The organism is Hydrogenophaga crocea, from assembly GCF_011388215.1.
Taxonomy (GTDB): domain Bacteria; phylum Pseudomonadota; class Gammaproteobacteria; order Burkholderiales; family Burkholderiaceae_C; genus Hydrogenophaga; species Hydrogenophaga crocea.
Genome location: NZ_CP049989.1, coordinates 4,339,813 through 4,356,328, shown reverse-complemented (window position 1 = coordinate 4,356,328; position 16,516 = coordinate 4,339,813). Strand labels below are relative to the sequence as shown.

The window sequence follows — 16,516 nt, the reverse complement described above, 5'->3', positions numbered from 1 at the left end:
GGATCGGTGCTTCGATCCGCCTGAGTCTCGCTGGTTTCCGCGATCAGAGTTCGCCGTAGCTGTGCAAACCCGACAGGAACATGTTGACGCCGAGGAAAGCGAAGGTGGTGATGGCCAGACCGACCAGCGCCCACCAGGCGGCCACGGTGCCTCGCAGGCCCTTCATGAGGCGCATGTGCAGCCAGGCCGCGTAGTTGAGCCACACGATCAGCGCCCAGGTCTCCTTGGGGTCCCAGCTCCAGTAGCCGCCCCAGGCCTCCGCGGCCCAGAGCGCGCCGAGCACGGTGGCGATGGTGAAGAAGGCGAAGCCGACCGCGATGGCCTTGTACATCACGTCGTCGAGCACCTCGAACGAGGGCAGGCGCTCGGCGATGCGGCGGCGGCCGAACATGATGGTGCCCACGATGAGCGCCGACACGCCGAAGTAGACGAACCAGTAGCTGCCGCCCTTCTCGGCCGCGCTCTGGCGGAACACGATGGGCTCGAAGCACAGCACCACGCCCAGCAGCCACAGCGGCGCAAGCTTGTACCAGCGCGTCTCACCCGCGGTCTGCTTGATGAGGTAGGCAAAGGCCAGCATGGCCGCGATCGCGAAGGTGCCGTAGCCGATGAAGTTCGCGGGCACGTGCAGCTTCATCCACCAGCTCTGCAGCGCGGGAACCAGCGGCTGGATCTCGTGCGCTTCGCGCACCACCGTGTACCAGAGCAGAAAGCCCACGGCCGCGCTCACGATCAGCATCGAGAACGCGCCCATGCTGCGCGTGGCGTAGCGGTCTTCGTAGTACAGGTAGAAGGCCGCGGTCATCCAGCAGAACAGCACGAACACTTCGTACAGGTTGCTCACCGGGATGTGGCCGATGCCGGGGCCGATCTGGTGGCTTTCGTACCAGCGCACGAGCGAGCCGATGAGCGCCAGGCCGATGGCCACCCAGGCCAGGCGCGAGCCCATGGCCTCGAAGGCCGCGCCGGCGCGCGTGAACATGCCGATCCAGTAGAAGGCCGTGCTCATGAAGAACAGCACGCTCATCCAGAGGATGGCCGACTGGCTCGAGATGAAGTACTTGAGCAGGAACACCTGCTCGCTGCGCGCAAGGTCGGCGCCGCCACCCGGCGCCTGGTAAAGCCAGATCGCCAGCAGCGCCAGCGCGCCGACGACCACCGTCAGCAGGCGCAGCGGGCGCCAGAACCAGCCGAGCCAGACCAGGCTGGGCACGGTGCCCGCGAGGATGGCTTTTTCGTAGCCGTCCATGGCGCTGCCATAGAGCGCGAAGGCCGCGACACCGGCCGCGAGCACGAGCGCGGCAAAGAGCCAGTCCCACACGTCGCGGCGCGCGAAGTAGCCGGGCTGCAGGCCGCCGCCGGCGGCGGCCTTCTTGAGATCGATGGTCTGGGTGGCGGTGTTCATGGTTTCACCTGCAACAGCTGGGTCTTGAGCAAGTCGAATTCGTGGTCGGCGTCGAGCGTCTTGCGGTTGGTCGACAGGGCCAGGCTGGCCTGGGCGCCCTGCGCGTTCGGCGCGAGCCACACCCACACGCGGCGCTCGCGCACATAGAGCATGGCAAAGACGCCCAGGATGAGCAACAGGCACCCCAGGTAGACGATGGTCTTGCCGGGCGCGCGCGCGACCTGGAAGACGCTGGCCTGCACGTGGGTGAAGTCCTTGAGCGTCAGCGCCATGGGCGCCGGGTAGAAGAAGCTGTCGGACAGGCTGATGACGGCCTGGGTCATGAAGCGCTGGGTGGCGTCGTCGCGTGGCAGCGGCGCCAGGCCGGCCTTTTCGCGGCTGAGCTGCAGCAGTTCGAACAGGGTGCCGTTGAGGATGCGCACCAGCACCTCGCTCGCGCGCTCGCGTTCCTCGGCCGGCACGCTGGTTTCCAGAAAGGCCGACACCGCCTGCAGGCCGCCCTTGAGGTCGCGCGGCGGCTGGCCGTTGTCACCGGCCGCGGCCTCGGCAGGCAGGCGCTCGGCGCCCGCGAACAGCGCGAGCGCGCGCGTGGCCGATGCCGCCAGCGCCTGGGCCAGGTCGGTGCGACCGCTCTCGACCGATTGCACGGCGTAACGGCGCACGGCCTCGGCGCGCAGCTGGGGGTCGTCGAGCGCCGCCCGCAGGCGGGCGAAGCCGTCCATGGCATCGTTCTCGTCGGCCGGCACGCGCAGGTAGCGGAACGGGTCCTGCGGCGTTTCGCGCAGGCCCAGCAGGAAGACGCGCTGACCGTCGAGCTCCACCGGGAGCATGTAGTTGTGGTACTCGATCGCCTGGCCCGCGCTGTCGCGCAGCTTGTAGGTCACGCTCGGCCCCACGTTGCGCAGCGTTTTTTCGGTAGTGGTCTTGTGCGCCGAGCCCAGCCGGCTCTCCACCGCCTCGCGCAGGTCGACCTTGCGCACGTCGGTGCCACCGCCCGCGTTGCCCGCGAAGTTCTCGACGTTGATCACGCGCAGCGCGGTGTACTCCAGCGTCATCTGCTGGTCGCCGTTGCTGAGCTGGGTCGAGCCGCCGACGGTGCCCTCGACCTCGAAAGGCCGGGCGCCGCGCGTGAAGGGCACGGCCTGCAGCTTCACGCGCGAGCCGCCATCGTCGAAGCTCGACTGGTAGATGGCAATGCCGCGGTGGAACACCGGGTGGTTCACCTCGACACGCGCCGGAATCTGCTCGCCGGTCTCGCGGTCGTGGATCACGATCTCGCTCGCGAACAGCCGCGGCATGCCGGTGTCGTAGTACTCGACGATGAACTTCCTGAGCTCGACCGAGAACGGCAGCTCCTGCAGCAGCACGCCACCGGGCTGGGACAGGATCGCGGTGCTCGATGCCGTGCCTTCGGTGACCAGCAGGTTGCCGCGGAAGGTGGGGTTGCTGGTGGACAACCGGTGCTGGGCCGGCACGTCGGCGATCATGCCGCCGCCCTCGAAGATCTGTTTGCCGTTGAACCAGGTCTGCGCGCGCACCATGAGGTCGCCGTCGAGCAGGCCGCCCACGCAGACCAGCACGATCGCGCTGTGCGCGGCGATGTAGCCCCACTTGTTGGCCGCGCCCTTCTTGGCGGCCACCATCCAGCCCTCGCCCTGGGGGGTGGTGCGCGACTGCAGCCGCACCTTCCAGCCCGCGCCCAGCAGTTGCTGCCCGATGCGGTGCGCCGCGGCCTGCGGCGCCTCGGCCAGCTCGGCCTGCGCGCGGTGCGGGAAGGCCTTGAGGCTTTGCTCGCGGATGTTTTCCTTGTAGGCCTTGAAGTCGGCCAGGATCTTGGGCGTGTTGCGCGCGATGCACAGGCTGGTGCTCACCACCAGAAAGGCCAGGATGAGCAGGAACCACCAGGCGCTGTAGACCGTGAACAGGTGGGCCGAACCGAACACCTCGGCCCAGAACGGCCCGAACTGGTTGACGTAGTTGTTGTAAGGCTCGGCCTGCTTGACCACCGTGCCGATCACCGAGGCGATGCAGATCACGGTGAGCAGCGCGATGGCAAAGCGCATCGACGACAGCAATTCCACCAGCGCGGCCCAGCGGCGCGAGCCGTTCTGCAGTTCCAGGCCTTGGGTCGATGCGGTCATGGGGTGAAGGGCGAAGAAAAAAGGCGCTTGCGGAGTTCGCGAAGCGCCTTGTTCTGATGCGGTTGCGCGGCGCCGGTTCAGTGACCGGCGAAAAAATCAGCGCAGGCCGGCGATGTAGTCGGACACCGCCTTGATCTCGCGGTCGGTCATCTTCGCGGCCACGTCGCGCATCTGCGCGTTGTTGGCGCGGGTGCCATTGCGGAAATGCTCCAGCTGGGTCTTGGTGTAGTCGGCGTGCTGACCCGACAGGCGCGGGTACTGCGACGGGATGCCGGCGCCGTTCGGGCTGTGGCAGCCGGCGCAGGCGGCGATGCCACGGTCGGCCAGGCCGCCGCGGTAGATGCGCTCACCCAGCTTGACGAGCTCGGGGTCCGAGGCGAAGCCCGGCGCGGGCTTTTGCGAGGCCAGCCAGTGGGCCACGTTGCGCATGTCGTCGTCCGACAGGCCGGCGGCCATGCCCTGCATGATGGGGTTGGCGCGCTTGCCCGACTTGTATTCCTGCAGCTGCTTCATCAGGTACTCGGGGTGCTGGCCCGCGAGCTTGGGGTTGGCCGGCGTGGTCGAGTTGCCGTCGGCGGCGTGGCAGGCCACGCAGACGTTGCCGTAGGTGGCGGAACCCTTGGCGAGGTCCGGCTTGGCCGCCTGCGCGTGCACGTTCAGGGAAAGGGCTGCAGCGGCAGCGGCCATCAGGAAGGAGACAGGCAATTTCATGTCGGGGCGTGCGTCGCGGGCGGACGGGTTCGGTGTGTGGGGACGATCGAGGCTCGGCCGGTCAAAACCCGACGATTTTACAATGCGCCACCAAGCCTGCCTCAGATGACCCACCACTCCACTCCGGCCCCCAGTGCCGACGCCCGCCTGGCCCACGCGTGGTTGCACACGGCGCGCTTTCTCACCACCGCCCCGACGCTGGAGACCCTGCCTGCGCTCGAGGTGCCCGAATTCGCCTTCGTGGGCCGCTCCAACGCGGGCAAATCCACGGCGATCAACACGCTGACACAGCAGAAACGGCTGGCGTTCGCCTCGAAAACGCCCGGCCGCACCCAGAGCATCAACCTGTTCACCCTGGGCAAGCAGGGCGTGACCGACGCCGTGCTGGCCGACCTGCCCGGCTACGGCTACGCGGCGGTGCCGCGCGAGGCCAAGCTGCGCTGGCAGCGCGTGATGGCCAATTACCTGCTGACGCGCCCCAACCTGCGCGCAGTGGTCATGCTGGTCGACCCGCGCCTGGGCCTGACCGAACTCGACGAAGCGCTGCTCGAAGCGATCCGCCCGCGCGTGCAGGACGGCCTGAAGTTCCTCGTGCTGCTCACCAAGGCCGACAAGCTCACCCGCACCGAGGCCCACAAGGCGCTGTCGATCGCGCGGCTGCAGACCGCCGGCGGCGAGGCTCGGCTGTTCTCGGCGCTCAAGAAGCAGGGCCTGGACGAGGTGGCGGTGCTGCTGCGGCAGTGGGCGCTCGAAGCGCCCGCGGCGCCCGCCGCCGCGCCCGCGCCGCCAGACGACGAGCCCCCGGCCCTGGACTGAGGCCGCGCCGCGCGGCGCGTGTCAGACGCCGGTGTAGAACGGCGGCTCGCCCGGCGGCCGCGTCTTGAAGCGCTTGTGCACCCAGTAGTACTGCTCGGGCATGGTGCGGATGAAGCCTTCGAGCTGGCGGTTCATCTCGGCGGTGTCCTCTTCCACCGTGCCACCCGGGTAGCCCTGCCAGGGCGGCAGCACCGTGACCTCGTAGCCCTCGGGCACCAGGCGGGTGAGCACCGGCACCACCTGCGCCTTGCCCAACCGCGCCAGGCGAGGCAGCGAGGTGACGGTGGCCGCGAGCACGCCGAAGAAGGGCACGAACACGGCGTCACGCTCGCCGTGGTCCATGTCGGGCAGCAGGTAGAGCGGAAAACCGTCGCGCACCGCGGCCACGATGGGCCGCAGGCCCTGGCGCTTGTTCACCACGTGCGGCTGGCCGAAGCGCTGGCGGCCGGCGGCCATCCAGCGGTCGATGTCGGCGTTGAGCTGCTCGGCATACACCGTGCAGAAGCGCCGCGGCAGCTTGGCGGTGAGCGCGAGGCCGCCCGCATCGAGCCCCACGAAATGCGGCGCGAAGATCACCGTGGGCGTGTTGCCGTCGAACACGGCCAGATCGCCCTTGAGCACCAGACGGCGCTTCACCACCTCGTCGGGCGCTTCCCAGAGCCAGCTGCGGTCGAGCCAGGCCTGGGCGAAATACACGAAATGGCGGCGCACCGCGGCATCGCGCTCGGCCTCGGACTGTTCGGGAAAGCAGGCCGCCCAGTTGGTGCGCGCGATGCGCCGGCGCCGCCCCGCGACGGTGTGCAGCACCTGGCCCAGCACCCAGCCCAGCGCCCGCACCCACGACAGGGGCAGGCGCGCGAGCACGCGCATGAAGCCGATGCCCAGGCGCGCGCCCAGGCTGGCGGGGGGATCGTCGAGGGACGGGGCGTCTTTCGCGGGTTCGGTCATCGGCGAGGCGCCTTGTAGCGGTCGTACGACCAGAGGTACTGGGCGGGCGATTCTCGCACCAGCGTTTCCATGGCGGCATTGACCACCCGCGCCGCCGCTTCGGGCTCGGCGGGCAGGGGCTGGTCGAGCGGACGCACGTGGATCACGTAGCCGCGACCCCAGGACAGGCGCTCGCCCCAGCTCAGCAGCACCACCGCGTCGGCCGAGCGCGCGAGGCGGGCCGACAGGGTCATGGTGTAGGCGTCGCGGCCGAAGAACGGCGCCCAGACGCCGAGCCCCTGGGGCGGCACCTGGTCGGGCAACAGGCCCACGGCCTCGCCCGCGCGCAGGGCGCCGATGAGCTGGCGCACCCCGGACAAGGTGGTGGGAGCCGTCTGCAGGCCGGGGCGCTCGCGCGCCCGGTCCACCAGCTCGCGCAGCCAGGGCTGGCGCGAGGGCCGGTAGAGCACGGTCATGGGCCGCCGGGCGCCAAAGCGCGCGGCATAGGCCTGGGCCGTGACCTCGAAGCAGCCCAGGTGCGGGGTGAGGAACAGCAGGCCGCGGCCCGCCGCCTGCGCGGCCTCGATGTGCTCGACCCCGCTCCAGCGCCAGGGCACGGGTGCGCCCAGCCACAGGCGCGGCAACTCGGTCACCAGCCGGCCCGCGTGACCGACCGAGCGCAGGGCCACGGCCAGCGGCTGACCGGCCTGCCGCGCATTGGCCAGCAGGCGACGGCGGTAGGTGGGCGACAGCGCGAAGCTGAGCCAGCCCAGCAGCAGGCCCACCGCGTGCAGCACGGCCAGCGGCAGGCGCGCGCCCGCGGAGAACAAGAGACGGATCAGTGTGGCCAAGAGAACAAAGGGGCCCTGTGAGGCCAGACGGGCGCTGCACTAGAATCGCGCCATCGCCGAGTTGATGAACTGATTGCGGGGCGATTCACAAATGCCGCTAAAGCGTTCGCCGACTTCTGACAGACCGGCAACGCCGATCACGACAACCTTCAGGAGTTTAAATGGCGAGCGATTTCCTCTTCACGTCCGAATCCGTGTCCGAAGGCCACCCCGACAAGGTGGCCGACCAGATCTCCGACGCCATCCTCGACGCGATCTTCCAGCAGGACCCGCGCAGCCGCGTGGCCGCCGAAACGCTGACCAACACGGGTCTGGTGGTGCTGGCCGGCGAGATCACCACCAACGCCCACGTCGACTACATCCAGGTCGCGCGCGACACCATCAAGCGCATCGGCTACGACAACACCGAATACGGCATCGACTACAAGGGTTGCGCCGTGATGGTCTGCTACGACAAGCAGTCCAACGACATCGCCCAGGGCGTGGACCACGCGAGCGACGACCACCTGAACACCGGCGCCGGCGACCAGGGCCTGATGTTCGGCTATGCCTGCGACGAAACGCCCGAGCTGATGCCCGCGCCCATCTACTACGCGCACCGCCTCGTGGAGCGTCAGGCCCAACTGCGCAAGGACGGCCGCCTGCCCTTCCTGCGGCCCGACGCCAAGAGCCAGGTGACCATGCGCTACGTCGACGGCAAGCCGCACAGCATCGACACCGTGGTGCTCTCCACCCAGCACTCGCCCGACCAGAGCGAGACGCCCACCAAGATGAAGGCCAGCTTCAACGAAGCCATCATCGAGGAGATCATCAAGCCCGTGCTGCCCAAGGAGTGGCTGCAGAACACCAAGTACCTGATCAACCCCACCGGCCGTTTCGTCATTGGCGGTCCGCAGGGCGACTGCGGCCTGACCGGCCGCAAGATCATCGTCGACACCTACGGTGGTGCCTGCCCGCACGGCGGTGGCGCGTTCTCGGGCAAGGACCCGTCCAAGGTCGACCGCTCGGCCGCCTACGCGGCGCGCTACGTGGCCAAGAACATCGTGGCCGCCGGCCTGGCCAAGCAGTGCCAGATCCAGGTGGCGTACGCCATCGGCGTGGCGCGCCCCATGAACGTCACGGTCTACACCGAAGGCACCGGCGTGATCCCCGACGAGCAGATCGCCCAGCTCGTGCAGGAACACTTCGACCTGCGCCCGAAGGGCATCATCCAGATGCTCGACCTGCTGCGCCCGATCTACTCCAAGACCGCCGCCTACGGCCACTTCGGCCGCGAGGAGCCGGAATTCACCTGGGAAAAGACCGACAAGGCCGCTGCCCTGCGCGCTGCCGCCGGCCTGAAGTAAGTCGAATCACTGCCTGCAAGGCCCCGCCGGCGCGAGCCCGCGGGGCCTTTTTTCGTGTTTTTCATCCCTTCGTCCATGAACGCCAGCGAGCGCTGAATTTTTCCGGGCGTGCGCCGATATGAACGCACAAGTCCTTCTTCGCCTGCGCAGAACCCGCCGGAGCTTTCATGGAACTCGACCTGTCCTTCACCGACATCGGCTGCGAATCAACCCCCGGCCAGGACCCCTTCGACCAGGTCCCGGGCGGCCTGCTCGCGCTGGACGCGCATCTGCATTGCGTGCGGGCCAATCGCACGCTGCTGAACTGGCTCGGCCACAGCGGCGCGGGCGCTGATGCGCTGGCCCATGTGATCGAACCGGCCGACGCACAAAGCCTCGAGCAGCTGCGCGCCCACGTGGACGCGCTGCGCCAGCGCGGCGAGGCCCCGCCGCTGGACCTGGCCCTGCGCAAGGCCGACGGCGGCGTGTGGCCGGCCCGGCTGCATTCGGCCGCGGTGTTCGACGCCCAGGGCCACTTCCTGCACACCAGCACCCTGGTGCAGCCCGCGCCCGCCCCCGTGGCGACCACGGCCGGCGCACCCACGCCCACCGAGGCCCTGCTGCGCAGCATCACCGACCGCATTCCCGCGCGCCTGGCCTACTACGACAAGGACCTGGTCTGCCGCTTCGCGAACGCGGCGCACGCCGGCCGCTACGGCAAGACGCCCGAAGAAATGGTGGGCTCGCACCTGAGCTACGTGGTGCGCCCCGAGGTGCTGCACGAGATCCTGCCGCGCGTGGCCGCGGCACTCAGCGGCCAGCCTCAGAGCTTCGAGGCCGAACGCCAGGACGCTTCCGGCCAGCGGCACTACTACGAGATCCACTACCTGCCCGACCAGCAGGGCCACGAGATCAAGGGCATCTTCATCGAGCTGCACGACATCAGCGAGCGCCGCCGCACCGAAGAACTGGTGCTCAACGCCAACCGCGACCTCGAAGAGCGCGTGCGCGAGCGCACCACCGAGCTGTTCGAGAGCGAGCAGCGCTACCGCCTGATGGTGGACGCGCTGCAGGACTACTGCGTCTACTTCATCGACGAGCAAGGCCGCATCACCGAGTGGACCGAGAGCGCCCAGCGCCTGCACGGCCACAGCAAGGCCCAGGTCACAGGCAAGCCCTTCGGTTCGCTCATGAGCGCCGACAACGCGGGCGAGGACGAGATCGACACCCAGCAGGTGCTGCGCCTGGCGAAGTCGCACGGCCAGTGGGAAACCCGCGGCTGGCGCCTGCGCGAGGACGGCACGCGCTTCTGGGCGCACAGCGTGGTGACCGCGCTGCGCAACCAGCAGGGCGAACTGCGCGGCCTGTCGTGCATCACGCGCGACATGACCGCCGCCAAGAACCTCGAGGACGTGATGAACGACCTCAACCGCGAGCTCGAGAAACGCGTGGCCGACCGCACGCGCCAGCTCGTGGCCGCCAACAAGGACCTCGACGTCTTCTCGCACATGGTCTCGCACGACCTGCGCGCGCCGCTGCGCCACATCGCCAGCTTCACCTCGCTGCTGCAGGAGCAGATCGGCGAGTCCGACGACCCGATGGTGCAGCAGTGCCTGCAATCGATCGGCAAGTCGAGCAAACGCATGGGCGTGATGATCGAAGGCCTGCTCGAATACGCGCGCCTGGGTCGCGTGGCGATCGAGTCGCAGCCGGTGCCGCTGAGCCCGCTGCTGCACGGCGTGATCGCCCACCTGCGGCAGGAGAACACACAGCGCCAGATCGACTGGGTGATCGACACCGACCTGCCCATGGTGCGCGGCGACGCGATGCTGCTGGCCCAGGCCTGGGGCAACCTGCTCGACAACGCCGTGAAATACACGCGCAAGCACCCGAACGCGCGCATCGAGGTCGGCTGCAAGGTCAACCCCGTCGGCGGCCACATGTTCTACATCAGCGACAACGGCGTCGGCTTCGACCTGGAGAAGGCGCACAACCTGTTCGTGATGTTCCAGCGCCAGCACCACTCGATGGACTTCGAGGGCAACGGCACCGGTCTCGCGCAGACGCAGCGCATCATCGAACGCCACGGTGGCCGCATCTGGTGCGAAACCGCCCCCGGCCGCGGCTGCACCTTCTACTTCACGCTGCCCTTCGAAGGCACGGGCCCGGCCACCGAGTTCACGCCCTCGGCCCTGGCCGCCCTGAGCGCCTGAGAACCGCCGACGACCCCAGACAGGGCCCGGGACCTCCCGGGCTCTTTTTTTGGGCGTGCCAGCCGATCGCCGTTGCCGCGCTCTTGAAATCGACACACGTCGGCCCCATGATTAGCACTCGCCGGCGCCGAGTGCTAACATTCGCGCCCGTGTCCCGGCCCCCGGGTCGGAACCCCCTTTTTCCCTCCACCAACATTCTTCCCATTCAGGAGATGCAATGAAACTTCGTCCCCTCGCCGATCGCGTGATCGTCAAGCGCGTCGACAGCGAAACCAAGACCGCCTCCGGCATCGTCATTCCCGACGCCGCCGCCGAGAAGCCCGACCAGGGCGAGGTCGTGGCCGTGGGTCCGGGCCGGACCAACGACAAGGGCGAAACCAAGGCGCTGACCGTGAAGGTCGGTGACCGTGTCCTGTTCGGCAAGTACAGCGGCCAGACCGTCAAGGTCGACGGCGACGAGCTGCTCGTCATGAAGGAAGACGACCTGTTCGCGGTCGTCGAGAAGTAAGCCCTCCCCCTTTATCGCTATTCAGGAGTCTGAAAAATGGCAGCTAAAGACGTAGTTTTCGGCGGCGAAGCCCGCGCCCGCATGGTCGAGGGTGTGAACATCCTGGCCAACGCCGTGAAAGTCACCCTGGGCCCCAAGGGCCGCAACGTGGTGCTCGAGCGCTCCTTCGGCGCCCCCACCGTGACCAAGGACGGTGTGTCCGTGGCCAAGGAAATCGAGCTCAAGGACAAGCTGCAGAACATGGGCGCCCAGCTCGTGAAGGAAGTGGCCTCCAAGACCTCCGACAACGCCGGTGACGGCACCACCACCGCCACCGTGCTGGCCCAGGCCATCGTGCGCGAAGGCAGCAAGTACGTGGCCGCCGGCCTGAACCCCATGGACCTCAAGCGCGGCATCGACAAGGCCGTCGCCGCCCTGGTGGAAGAGCTGAAGAAGTCGTCCAAGGCGACCACCACCAGCAAGGAAATCGCCCAGGTGGGTTCGATCTCCGCCAACTCCGACGAGTCGATCGGCAAGATCATCGCCGACGCGATGGACAAGGTCGGCAAGGAAGGCGTGATCACCGTGGAAGACGGCAAGTCGCTCGACAACGAACTCGATGTCGTGGAAGGCATGCAGTTCGACCGCGGCTACCTGTCGCCCTACTTCATCAACAACCCCGAAAAGCAGGCCGCCCTGCTGGACAACCCCTTCGTGCTGCTGTTCGACAAGAAGATCAGCAACATCCGTGACCTGCTGCCCACGCTGGAGCAAGTCGCCAAGGCCGGCCGTCCGCTGCTGATCATCGCCGAGGAAGTCGAAGGCGAAGCCCTCGCGACCCTGGTGGTCAACACCATCCGCGGCATCCTGAAGGTCGTGGCCGTCAAGGCGCCTGGCTTCGGCGACCGCCGCAAGGCCATGCTCGAAGACATCGCCATCCTCACCGGCGGCAAGGTCATCGCTGAAGAAGTGGGCCTGACGCTCGAGAAGGTGACGCTGGCCGACCTGGGCCAGGCCAAGCGCGTGGAAGTGGGCAAGGAAAACACCACCATCATCGACGGCGCCGGCGCCGCGGCCGACATCGAGGCCCGCGTCAAGCAGATCCGCATCCAGATCGAAGAAGCCACCAGCGACTACGACCGCGAGAAGCTGCAAGAGCGCGTGGCCAAGCTGGCCGGCGGTGTGGCCGTGATCAAGGTCGGTGCGGCCACCGAAGTCGAGATGAAAGAGAAGAAGGCCCGCGTGGAAGACGCGCTGCACGCCACGCGTGCCGCCGTTGAAGAAGGCGTGGTGGCCGGTGGTGGCGTGGCCCTGCTGCGCGCCAAGCAGGCCGTGGGCGACAAGCTCAAGGGCGACAACCCCGACCAGGACGCCGGCATCAAGCTGGTGCTCAAGGCCATCGAAGCGCCGCTGCGCGAGATCGTGGCCAACGCCGGTGGCGAGCCGTCCGTGGTGGTCAACGCCGTGCTGAACGGCAAGGGCAACTACGGCTTCAACGCCGCCAACGACACCTACGGCGACATGATCGAGATGGGCATCCTGGACCCGACCAAGGTGACCCGCACCGCGCTGCAGAACGCCGCCTCGGTGTCTTCGCTGCTGCTGACGACCGAAGCCATGGTCGCCGAAGCGCCGAAGGACGACGCTCCCGCCCCCGCCGGCGGCATGGGCGACATGGGTGGCATGGGCGGCATGGGCATGTAAGCCCCGCCCGGCTTCCCGGCCAACAAAAAACCCCGCGAGCGATCGCGGGGTTTTTTTATGGGCCCTCCCGCTCGGGGGCGGCGGGCTCAGACCATCAGCGCTTCGAGCTTGATCGCGTCGGCCACGAAGGCGCGGATGCCCTCGGCGAGCTTTTCGGTGGCCATGGCGTCTTCGTTGAGCGCGAAGCGAAAGCCCGCCTCGTCGTAGGCCACCGCGGGCAGGTCGAGCGCGCGGGCCGCGTCGGCGTCGAGCGCGCGCGTGAGCGGCGCCTCGCTTGCGGCCAGTTGCGCGAGCAGCTCGGGGCTGATGGTGAGCAGGTCGCAACCCGCGAGCGCAACGATCTGGCCCACGTTGCGAAAGCTCGCGCCCATCACCTCGGTGCGGATGCCGTGGCGCTTGTAGTGCTCGAAGATGCGGCGCACCGAGCGCACGCCGGGGTCGTTCGCGCCCGCGTTGGCGGCTTCGTCCCACTGGGCGCCGGCCTGCTTCTTGTACCAGTCGTAGATGCGGCCCACGAAGGGCGAGATGAGCTGCACGCCCGCCTGGCCGCAGGCCACCGCCTGCGCGAAGGAGAACAGCAGCGTGAGGTTGGTGTGGATGCCTTCGCGCTCGAGCTGCTCGGCCGCGCGGATGCCTTCCCAGGTGGCCGCGACCTTGATCAGCACACGGCCGCTGTCCACGCCCTCGGCGCGGTAGAGCGCGATGAGTTCGCGCGCGCGTGCCAGCGTGGCCGCGGTGTCGAAGCTCAGGCGGGCATCGACCTCGGTCGACACCCGGCCCGGGATCAGGCTCAGGATCTCGCAGCCGAAGCGCACCAGCAGGCGGTTCATCAGCGCCACCTTGTCGGCGCTGCCGTGGCGCGCAATGGCCTGGGCCAGCAGCGGCGCGTATTCGGGCTTCTGCACCGCCTTGAGGATCAGCGAGGGGTTGGTGGTGGCGTCCTGCGGGGCATAGGCCGCCAGTTGCTTGAAGTCGCCGGTGTCGGCGACCACGGTGGTGAACTGTTTGAGCGCGTCGAGCTGGTTCATGAGCGCATTATCGCGACCCGCCGGTAATAAAATTTCAGACCATTCGTCCACCGGGTTCCACGCCATGCTCGACCGCATCAAGGCCTCCCTGCCCTCGCTCGCCCCGGCCGAACAGCGCGTGGGCCGGCTGGTGCTGCAAGACCCGCGCAGCTTCGCAAGCCTGCCCGTGAGCGAGCTGGCCGAGCGTGCGCACGTGAGCAAGCCCACGGTGGTGCGCTTCTGCCGCAGCATGGGCTACGACGGGTTGTCGGATTTCAAGCTCAAGCTCGCGGGCACGGTGAGCGAGGGCGTGCCCTTCATTCACCGCAGCGTGGACGCCGACGACAAGACCGGCGACGTGCTGGTGAAGGTGGTCGACAACACGGTGGCGGCCTTCCTCAAGTACCGCAACGACGCGTCGAGCCACGCGATCGAGCGCGCGGTGGACGCGCTCATGGCCTCGTGGAAGGCGCGCGGCCGCATCGAGTTCTACGGCGCGGGCAACTCGGGCATCGTGGCGCACGACGCCCAGCACAAGTTCTTCCGGCTGGGCATCAACGCCGTGGCCTACAGCGACGGCCACATGCAGGTGATGGGCGCGTCGCTGCTGAGCGCGGGCGACTGCCTGGTGATCGTGTCGAACTCGGGCCGCACGCGCGACCTGATGGACGCGGCCGACATCGCGCGCAAGCACGGCGCCACGGTGATCACCATCACCACCAGCGGCTCGCCGATGGCGCAGGTGGGCCACATCCACCTCGCGGCCGACCACCCCGAGGGCTACGACCGCTACAGCCCCATGACCTCGCGGCTGCTGCACCTGATGGTGATCGACATCCTCGCCACCTGCCTGGCGCTGCGCATCGGCAGCACGCGGCTGCAGCCGCTGCTGCGCGAGATGAAGAACAACCTGCGCAGCAAACGCTACGCCTAGCGACTCAGATCCGGCCTTCTTCGACGGCGTGGCACGCGATGCGGATGCCGCCCAGGGTCTGCAGCGCGGGGCGCTCGTTGCGGCAGCGCTCGTTGGCGTGCGGGCAGCGCGGGTTGAACGCACAGCCACTGGGCGGGTTCAGCGGGTTGGGCACCTCGCCCTGCACCGGTGTGCGCGCGCGGCCCGTGTCGTGCATCTTGGGGATCGCGTCGAGCAGCATGCGCGTGTAGGGGTGGCGCGGCTGCTCGAACAGCGTGTGCTTGGGGGCGAGTTCCACCAGGCGGCCCAGGTACATCACGCCCACCTGGTCGCTCACGTGGCGCACCACGGCCAGGTTGTGGCTGATGAACAGGTAGGTCAGGCCGCGCTCGCGCTGCAGGTCCTTCATGATGTTGAGCACCTGCGCCTGCACCGACACGTCGAGTGCGCTGGTGGGCTCGTCGCAGACCAGGAAGTCGGGCTGCGTGGCCAGGGCGCGCGCGATCGAGATGCGCTGGCGCTGGCCGCCGCTGAACTGGTGCGGGTACTTCACGCGGTCGAGCGGGCTCAGGCCCACCGACTGCAGCAGGCCGTCCACGCGCTCGCGCAGCTTCACCGGGTCGGACTCGATCTGGTGCTCGCGCAGCGGCTCGGCAATGATGTCTTCGACCCGCCAGCGCGGGTTCAGGCTCGCGTACGGGTCCTGGAAGATCATCTGGATGCGCCGGCGCAGCACGCGGCCTTCGGGCGTCTTGAACGCGGCGTGCGCGTCCTGGCGGTCGAACTCGAAGCCGCCGCGCGTGGGCTCGTACAGGCCCACGAGCAGCCGCGCCACGGTGCTCTTGCCGCAGCCCGACTCGCCCACCAGCGCCAGCGTCTGGCCGCGCGGGATGTCGAAGCTCACGCCGTCGACGGCGCGCAGCAGCTGGCGCGGCTTGCGCTCGATCACGCGGTTGAGCCAGGGCGGCGAGACGTCGAAGGTCTTGGCCAGGTCGGTGGCGCGCACCAGCGGGGTGTCGTCGTTCACGGTGGCGTTCACGGTGGCGTTCATGCAGCGGCTCCGCTCGAGAGCCAGCAGGCGGCGCGCGTGGCGCCCGCGTCCATGAGCTCGGGCCGCTCGGCGTGGCAGCGATCGAACACGCGCTCGCAGCGCGGGTTGTAGGCGCAGCCCTTGGGGATGGCGTTCAGGCGCGGCATGGCGCCGTCGATCTGGTGCAGCCGCTCGCGGTCTTCGGTCATGTCGGGGATGCAGGCCATCAGGCCGCGGGTGTAGGGGTGGGCCGGGTGGTTGATCACCTCGTGCACCGGGCCGATCTCGGCGATGCGGCCCGCGTACATCACGGCCACGCGGTCACAGGTCTCGGCGATCACGCCCATGTCGTGCGTGATCAGCATGACGGCCGCGCCGCGCTGTTTGCAGATGGTCTTGAGCAGCGTGATGATCTGCGCCTGGATGGACACGTCGAGCGCGGTGGTGGGCTCGTCGGCCACGATCAACTGCGGCTCGGCCGCGAGCGCCAGCGCGATCACCACGCGCTGGCGCATGCCGCCGGAGAACTGGTGCGGGAAGTGGTCGATGCGCTGCTCGGCCGCGGGGATGCCGGTGTCCTTGAGCAGCTGGATGGCGCGCTCGCGCGCCTCGGCCTGGCTCACCGGCAGGTGCGTGGTGATGGTCTCGATGAGCTGGCGGCCCACCGAGTACAGCGGGTTCAGCGAGGTCAGCGGGTCCTGGAAGATGGCGCCGATCTTGCGCCCGCGGATGCGGCGCATCTGCTCGTGCGGCAGGTGGTCGATGCGCTGGCCTTCGAGCAGCACCTGGCCCGAGGCGATGCGCCCCGGCGGCTCGAGCAGGCCGATGATGGAGGCGCCCGTGAGCGACTTGCCAGCGCCCGATTCGCCGACCACGCCCAGGATCTCGCCGGGCGCGATGTCGAAGGAGATGTCGTCGAGCGCGCGCAGCGTGCCGCGGCGCGTGGGGAACTCGACGACGAGGTTCTTGACTTGCAGAAGACTCAT

Annotated in this window: 14 protein-coding genes; 6 read left to right on the top strand and 8 right to left on the bottom strand. The window is 68.6% G+C overall.

What is annotated here, in order from left to right:
* Positions 1–43: 43 nt before the first annotated feature.
* The 3 genes from ccsB to G9Q37_RS20720 form a co-directional block, all read right to left on the bottom strand.
* Positions 44–1,405, bottom strand: a complete 1,362-nt coding sequence (gene ccsB, locus G9Q37_RS20730; RefSeq protein WP_166230360.1) for a c-type cytochrome biogenesis protein CcsB — start codon at positions 1,403–1,405, stop codon at positions 44–46.
* Positions 1,402–3,546, bottom strand: coding sequence for a cytochrome c biogenesis protein ResB (locus G9Q37_RS20725; protein ID WP_166230358.1), 2,145 nt, complete (start codon positions 3,544–3,546; stop codon positions 1,402–1,404). Before G9Q37_RS20725 ends, ccsB begins: the two co-directional genes overlap by 4 nt.
* A 96-nt stretch (positions 3,547–3,642) precedes the next feature.
* Complete coding sequence (locus G9Q37_RS20720; RefSeq protein ID WP_166230356.1) at positions 3,643–4,257, bottom strand: c-type cytochrome; 615 nt, start codon at positions 4,255–4,257, stop codon at positions 3,643–3,645.
* A 105-nt stretch (positions 4,258–4,362) separates the two neighbouring features.
* Here G9Q37_RS20720 and yihA point away from each other — a divergent pair, with 105 nt between their 5' ends.
* The gene (gene yihA / locus G9Q37_RS20715; protein ID WP_166230354.1) at positions 4,363–5,073 is read left to right on the top strand and encodes a ribosome biogenesis GTP-binding protein YihA/YsxC; all 711 of its coding nucleotides are present in this window, start codon (positions 4,363–4,365) and stop codon (positions 5,071–5,073) included.
* 21 nt (positions 5,074–5,094) lie between these two features.
* Here the strand turns inward: yihA and G9Q37_RS20710 are convergent, their stop codons facing one another.
* Together G9Q37_RS20710 and G9Q37_RS20705 are read right to left on the bottom strand one after the other, a co-directional pair.
* Complete coding sequence (locus G9Q37_RS20710; protein ID WP_166230352.1) at positions 5,095–6,021, bottom strand: LpxL/LpxP family acyltransferase; 927 nt, start codon at positions 6,019–6,021, stop codon at positions 5,095–5,097.
* Complete coding sequence (locus tag G9Q37_RS20705; RefSeq protein WP_166230350.1) at positions 6,018–6,851, bottom strand: lysophospholipid acyltransferase family protein; 834 nt, start codon at positions 6,849–6,851, stop codon at positions 6,018–6,020. The genes G9Q37_RS20710 and G9Q37_RS20705 overlap by 4 nt, the downstream gene beginning before the upstream one ends.
* 161 nt (positions 6,852–7,012) lie before the next feature.
* Here G9Q37_RS20705 and metK point away from each other — a divergent pair, with 161 nt between their 5' ends.
* The 4 genes from metK to groL all read left to right on the top strand — a co-directional run bounded on the left by metK (position 7,013) and on the right by groL (position 12,580).
* The gene (gene metK / locus G9Q37_RS20700) at positions 7,013–8,197 is read left to right on the top strand and encodes a methionine adenosyltransferase (RefSeq protein ID WP_166230348.1); all 1,185 of its coding nucleotides are present in this window, start codon (positions 7,013–7,015) and stop codon (positions 8,195–8,197) included.
* Positions 8,198–8,364: 167 nt separating this feature from the next.
* On the top strand, positions 8,365–10,389 hold the full coding sequence (locus G9Q37_RS20695; RefSeq protein ID WP_166230346.1) for a PAS domain-containing sensor histidine kinase: 2,025 nt from the start codon (positions 8,365–8,367) through the stop codon (positions 10,387–10,389).
* Positions 10,390–10,606: 217 nt separating this feature from the next.
* Positions 10,607–10,897 carry a co-chaperone GroES gene (gene groES, locus G9Q37_RS20690; RefSeq protein ID WP_166230344.1) on the top strand — a complete coding sequence of 97 codons (291 nt, stop codon included), beginning with the start codon at positions 10,607–10,609 and terminating at the stop codon, positions 10,895–10,897.
* 36 nt (positions 10,898–10,933) lie between these two features.
* Positions 10,934–12,580: a chaperonin GroEL gene (gene groL, locus G9Q37_RS20685; protein ID WP_166230342.1), complete on the top strand. Its 1,647-nt coding sequence runs from the start codon at positions 10,934–10,936 to the stop codon at positions 12,578–12,580.
* An 86-nt stretch (positions 12,581–12,666) separates the two neighbouring features.
* Here the strand turns inward: groL and tal are convergent, their stop codons facing one another.
* Positions 12,667–13,608: a transaldolase gene (tal, locus tag G9Q37_RS20680; protein WP_166230340.1), complete on the bottom strand. Its 942-nt coding sequence runs from the start codon at positions 13,606–13,608 to the stop codon at positions 12,667–12,669.
* 64 nt (positions 13,609–13,672) lie between these two features.
* Between tal and G9Q37_RS20675 the strand changes: the two genes are divergently transcribed.
* Complete coding sequence (locus G9Q37_RS20675) at positions 13,673–14,521, top strand: MurR/RpiR family transcriptional regulator (protein WP_166230338.1); 849 nt, start codon at positions 13,673–13,675, stop codon at positions 14,519–14,521.
* A gap of 4 nt (positions 14,522–14,525) precedes the next feature.
* Here the strand turns inward: G9Q37_RS20675 and G9Q37_RS20670 are convergent, their stop codons facing one another.
* Positions 14,526–15,551 (bottom strand): ABC transporter ATP-binding protein, encoded by a 1,026-nt coding sequence (locus G9Q37_RS20670; RefSeq protein ID WP_166230336.1) that lies wholly within the window; start codon positions 15,549–15,551, stop codon positions 14,526–14,528.
* Positions 15,548–16,516, bottom strand: coding sequence for an ABC transporter ATP-binding protein (locus G9Q37_RS20665; protein WP_166223077.1), 969 nt, complete (start codon positions 16,514–16,516; stop codon positions 15,548–15,550). The genes G9Q37_RS20670 and G9Q37_RS20665 overlap by 4 nt, the downstream gene beginning before the upstream one ends.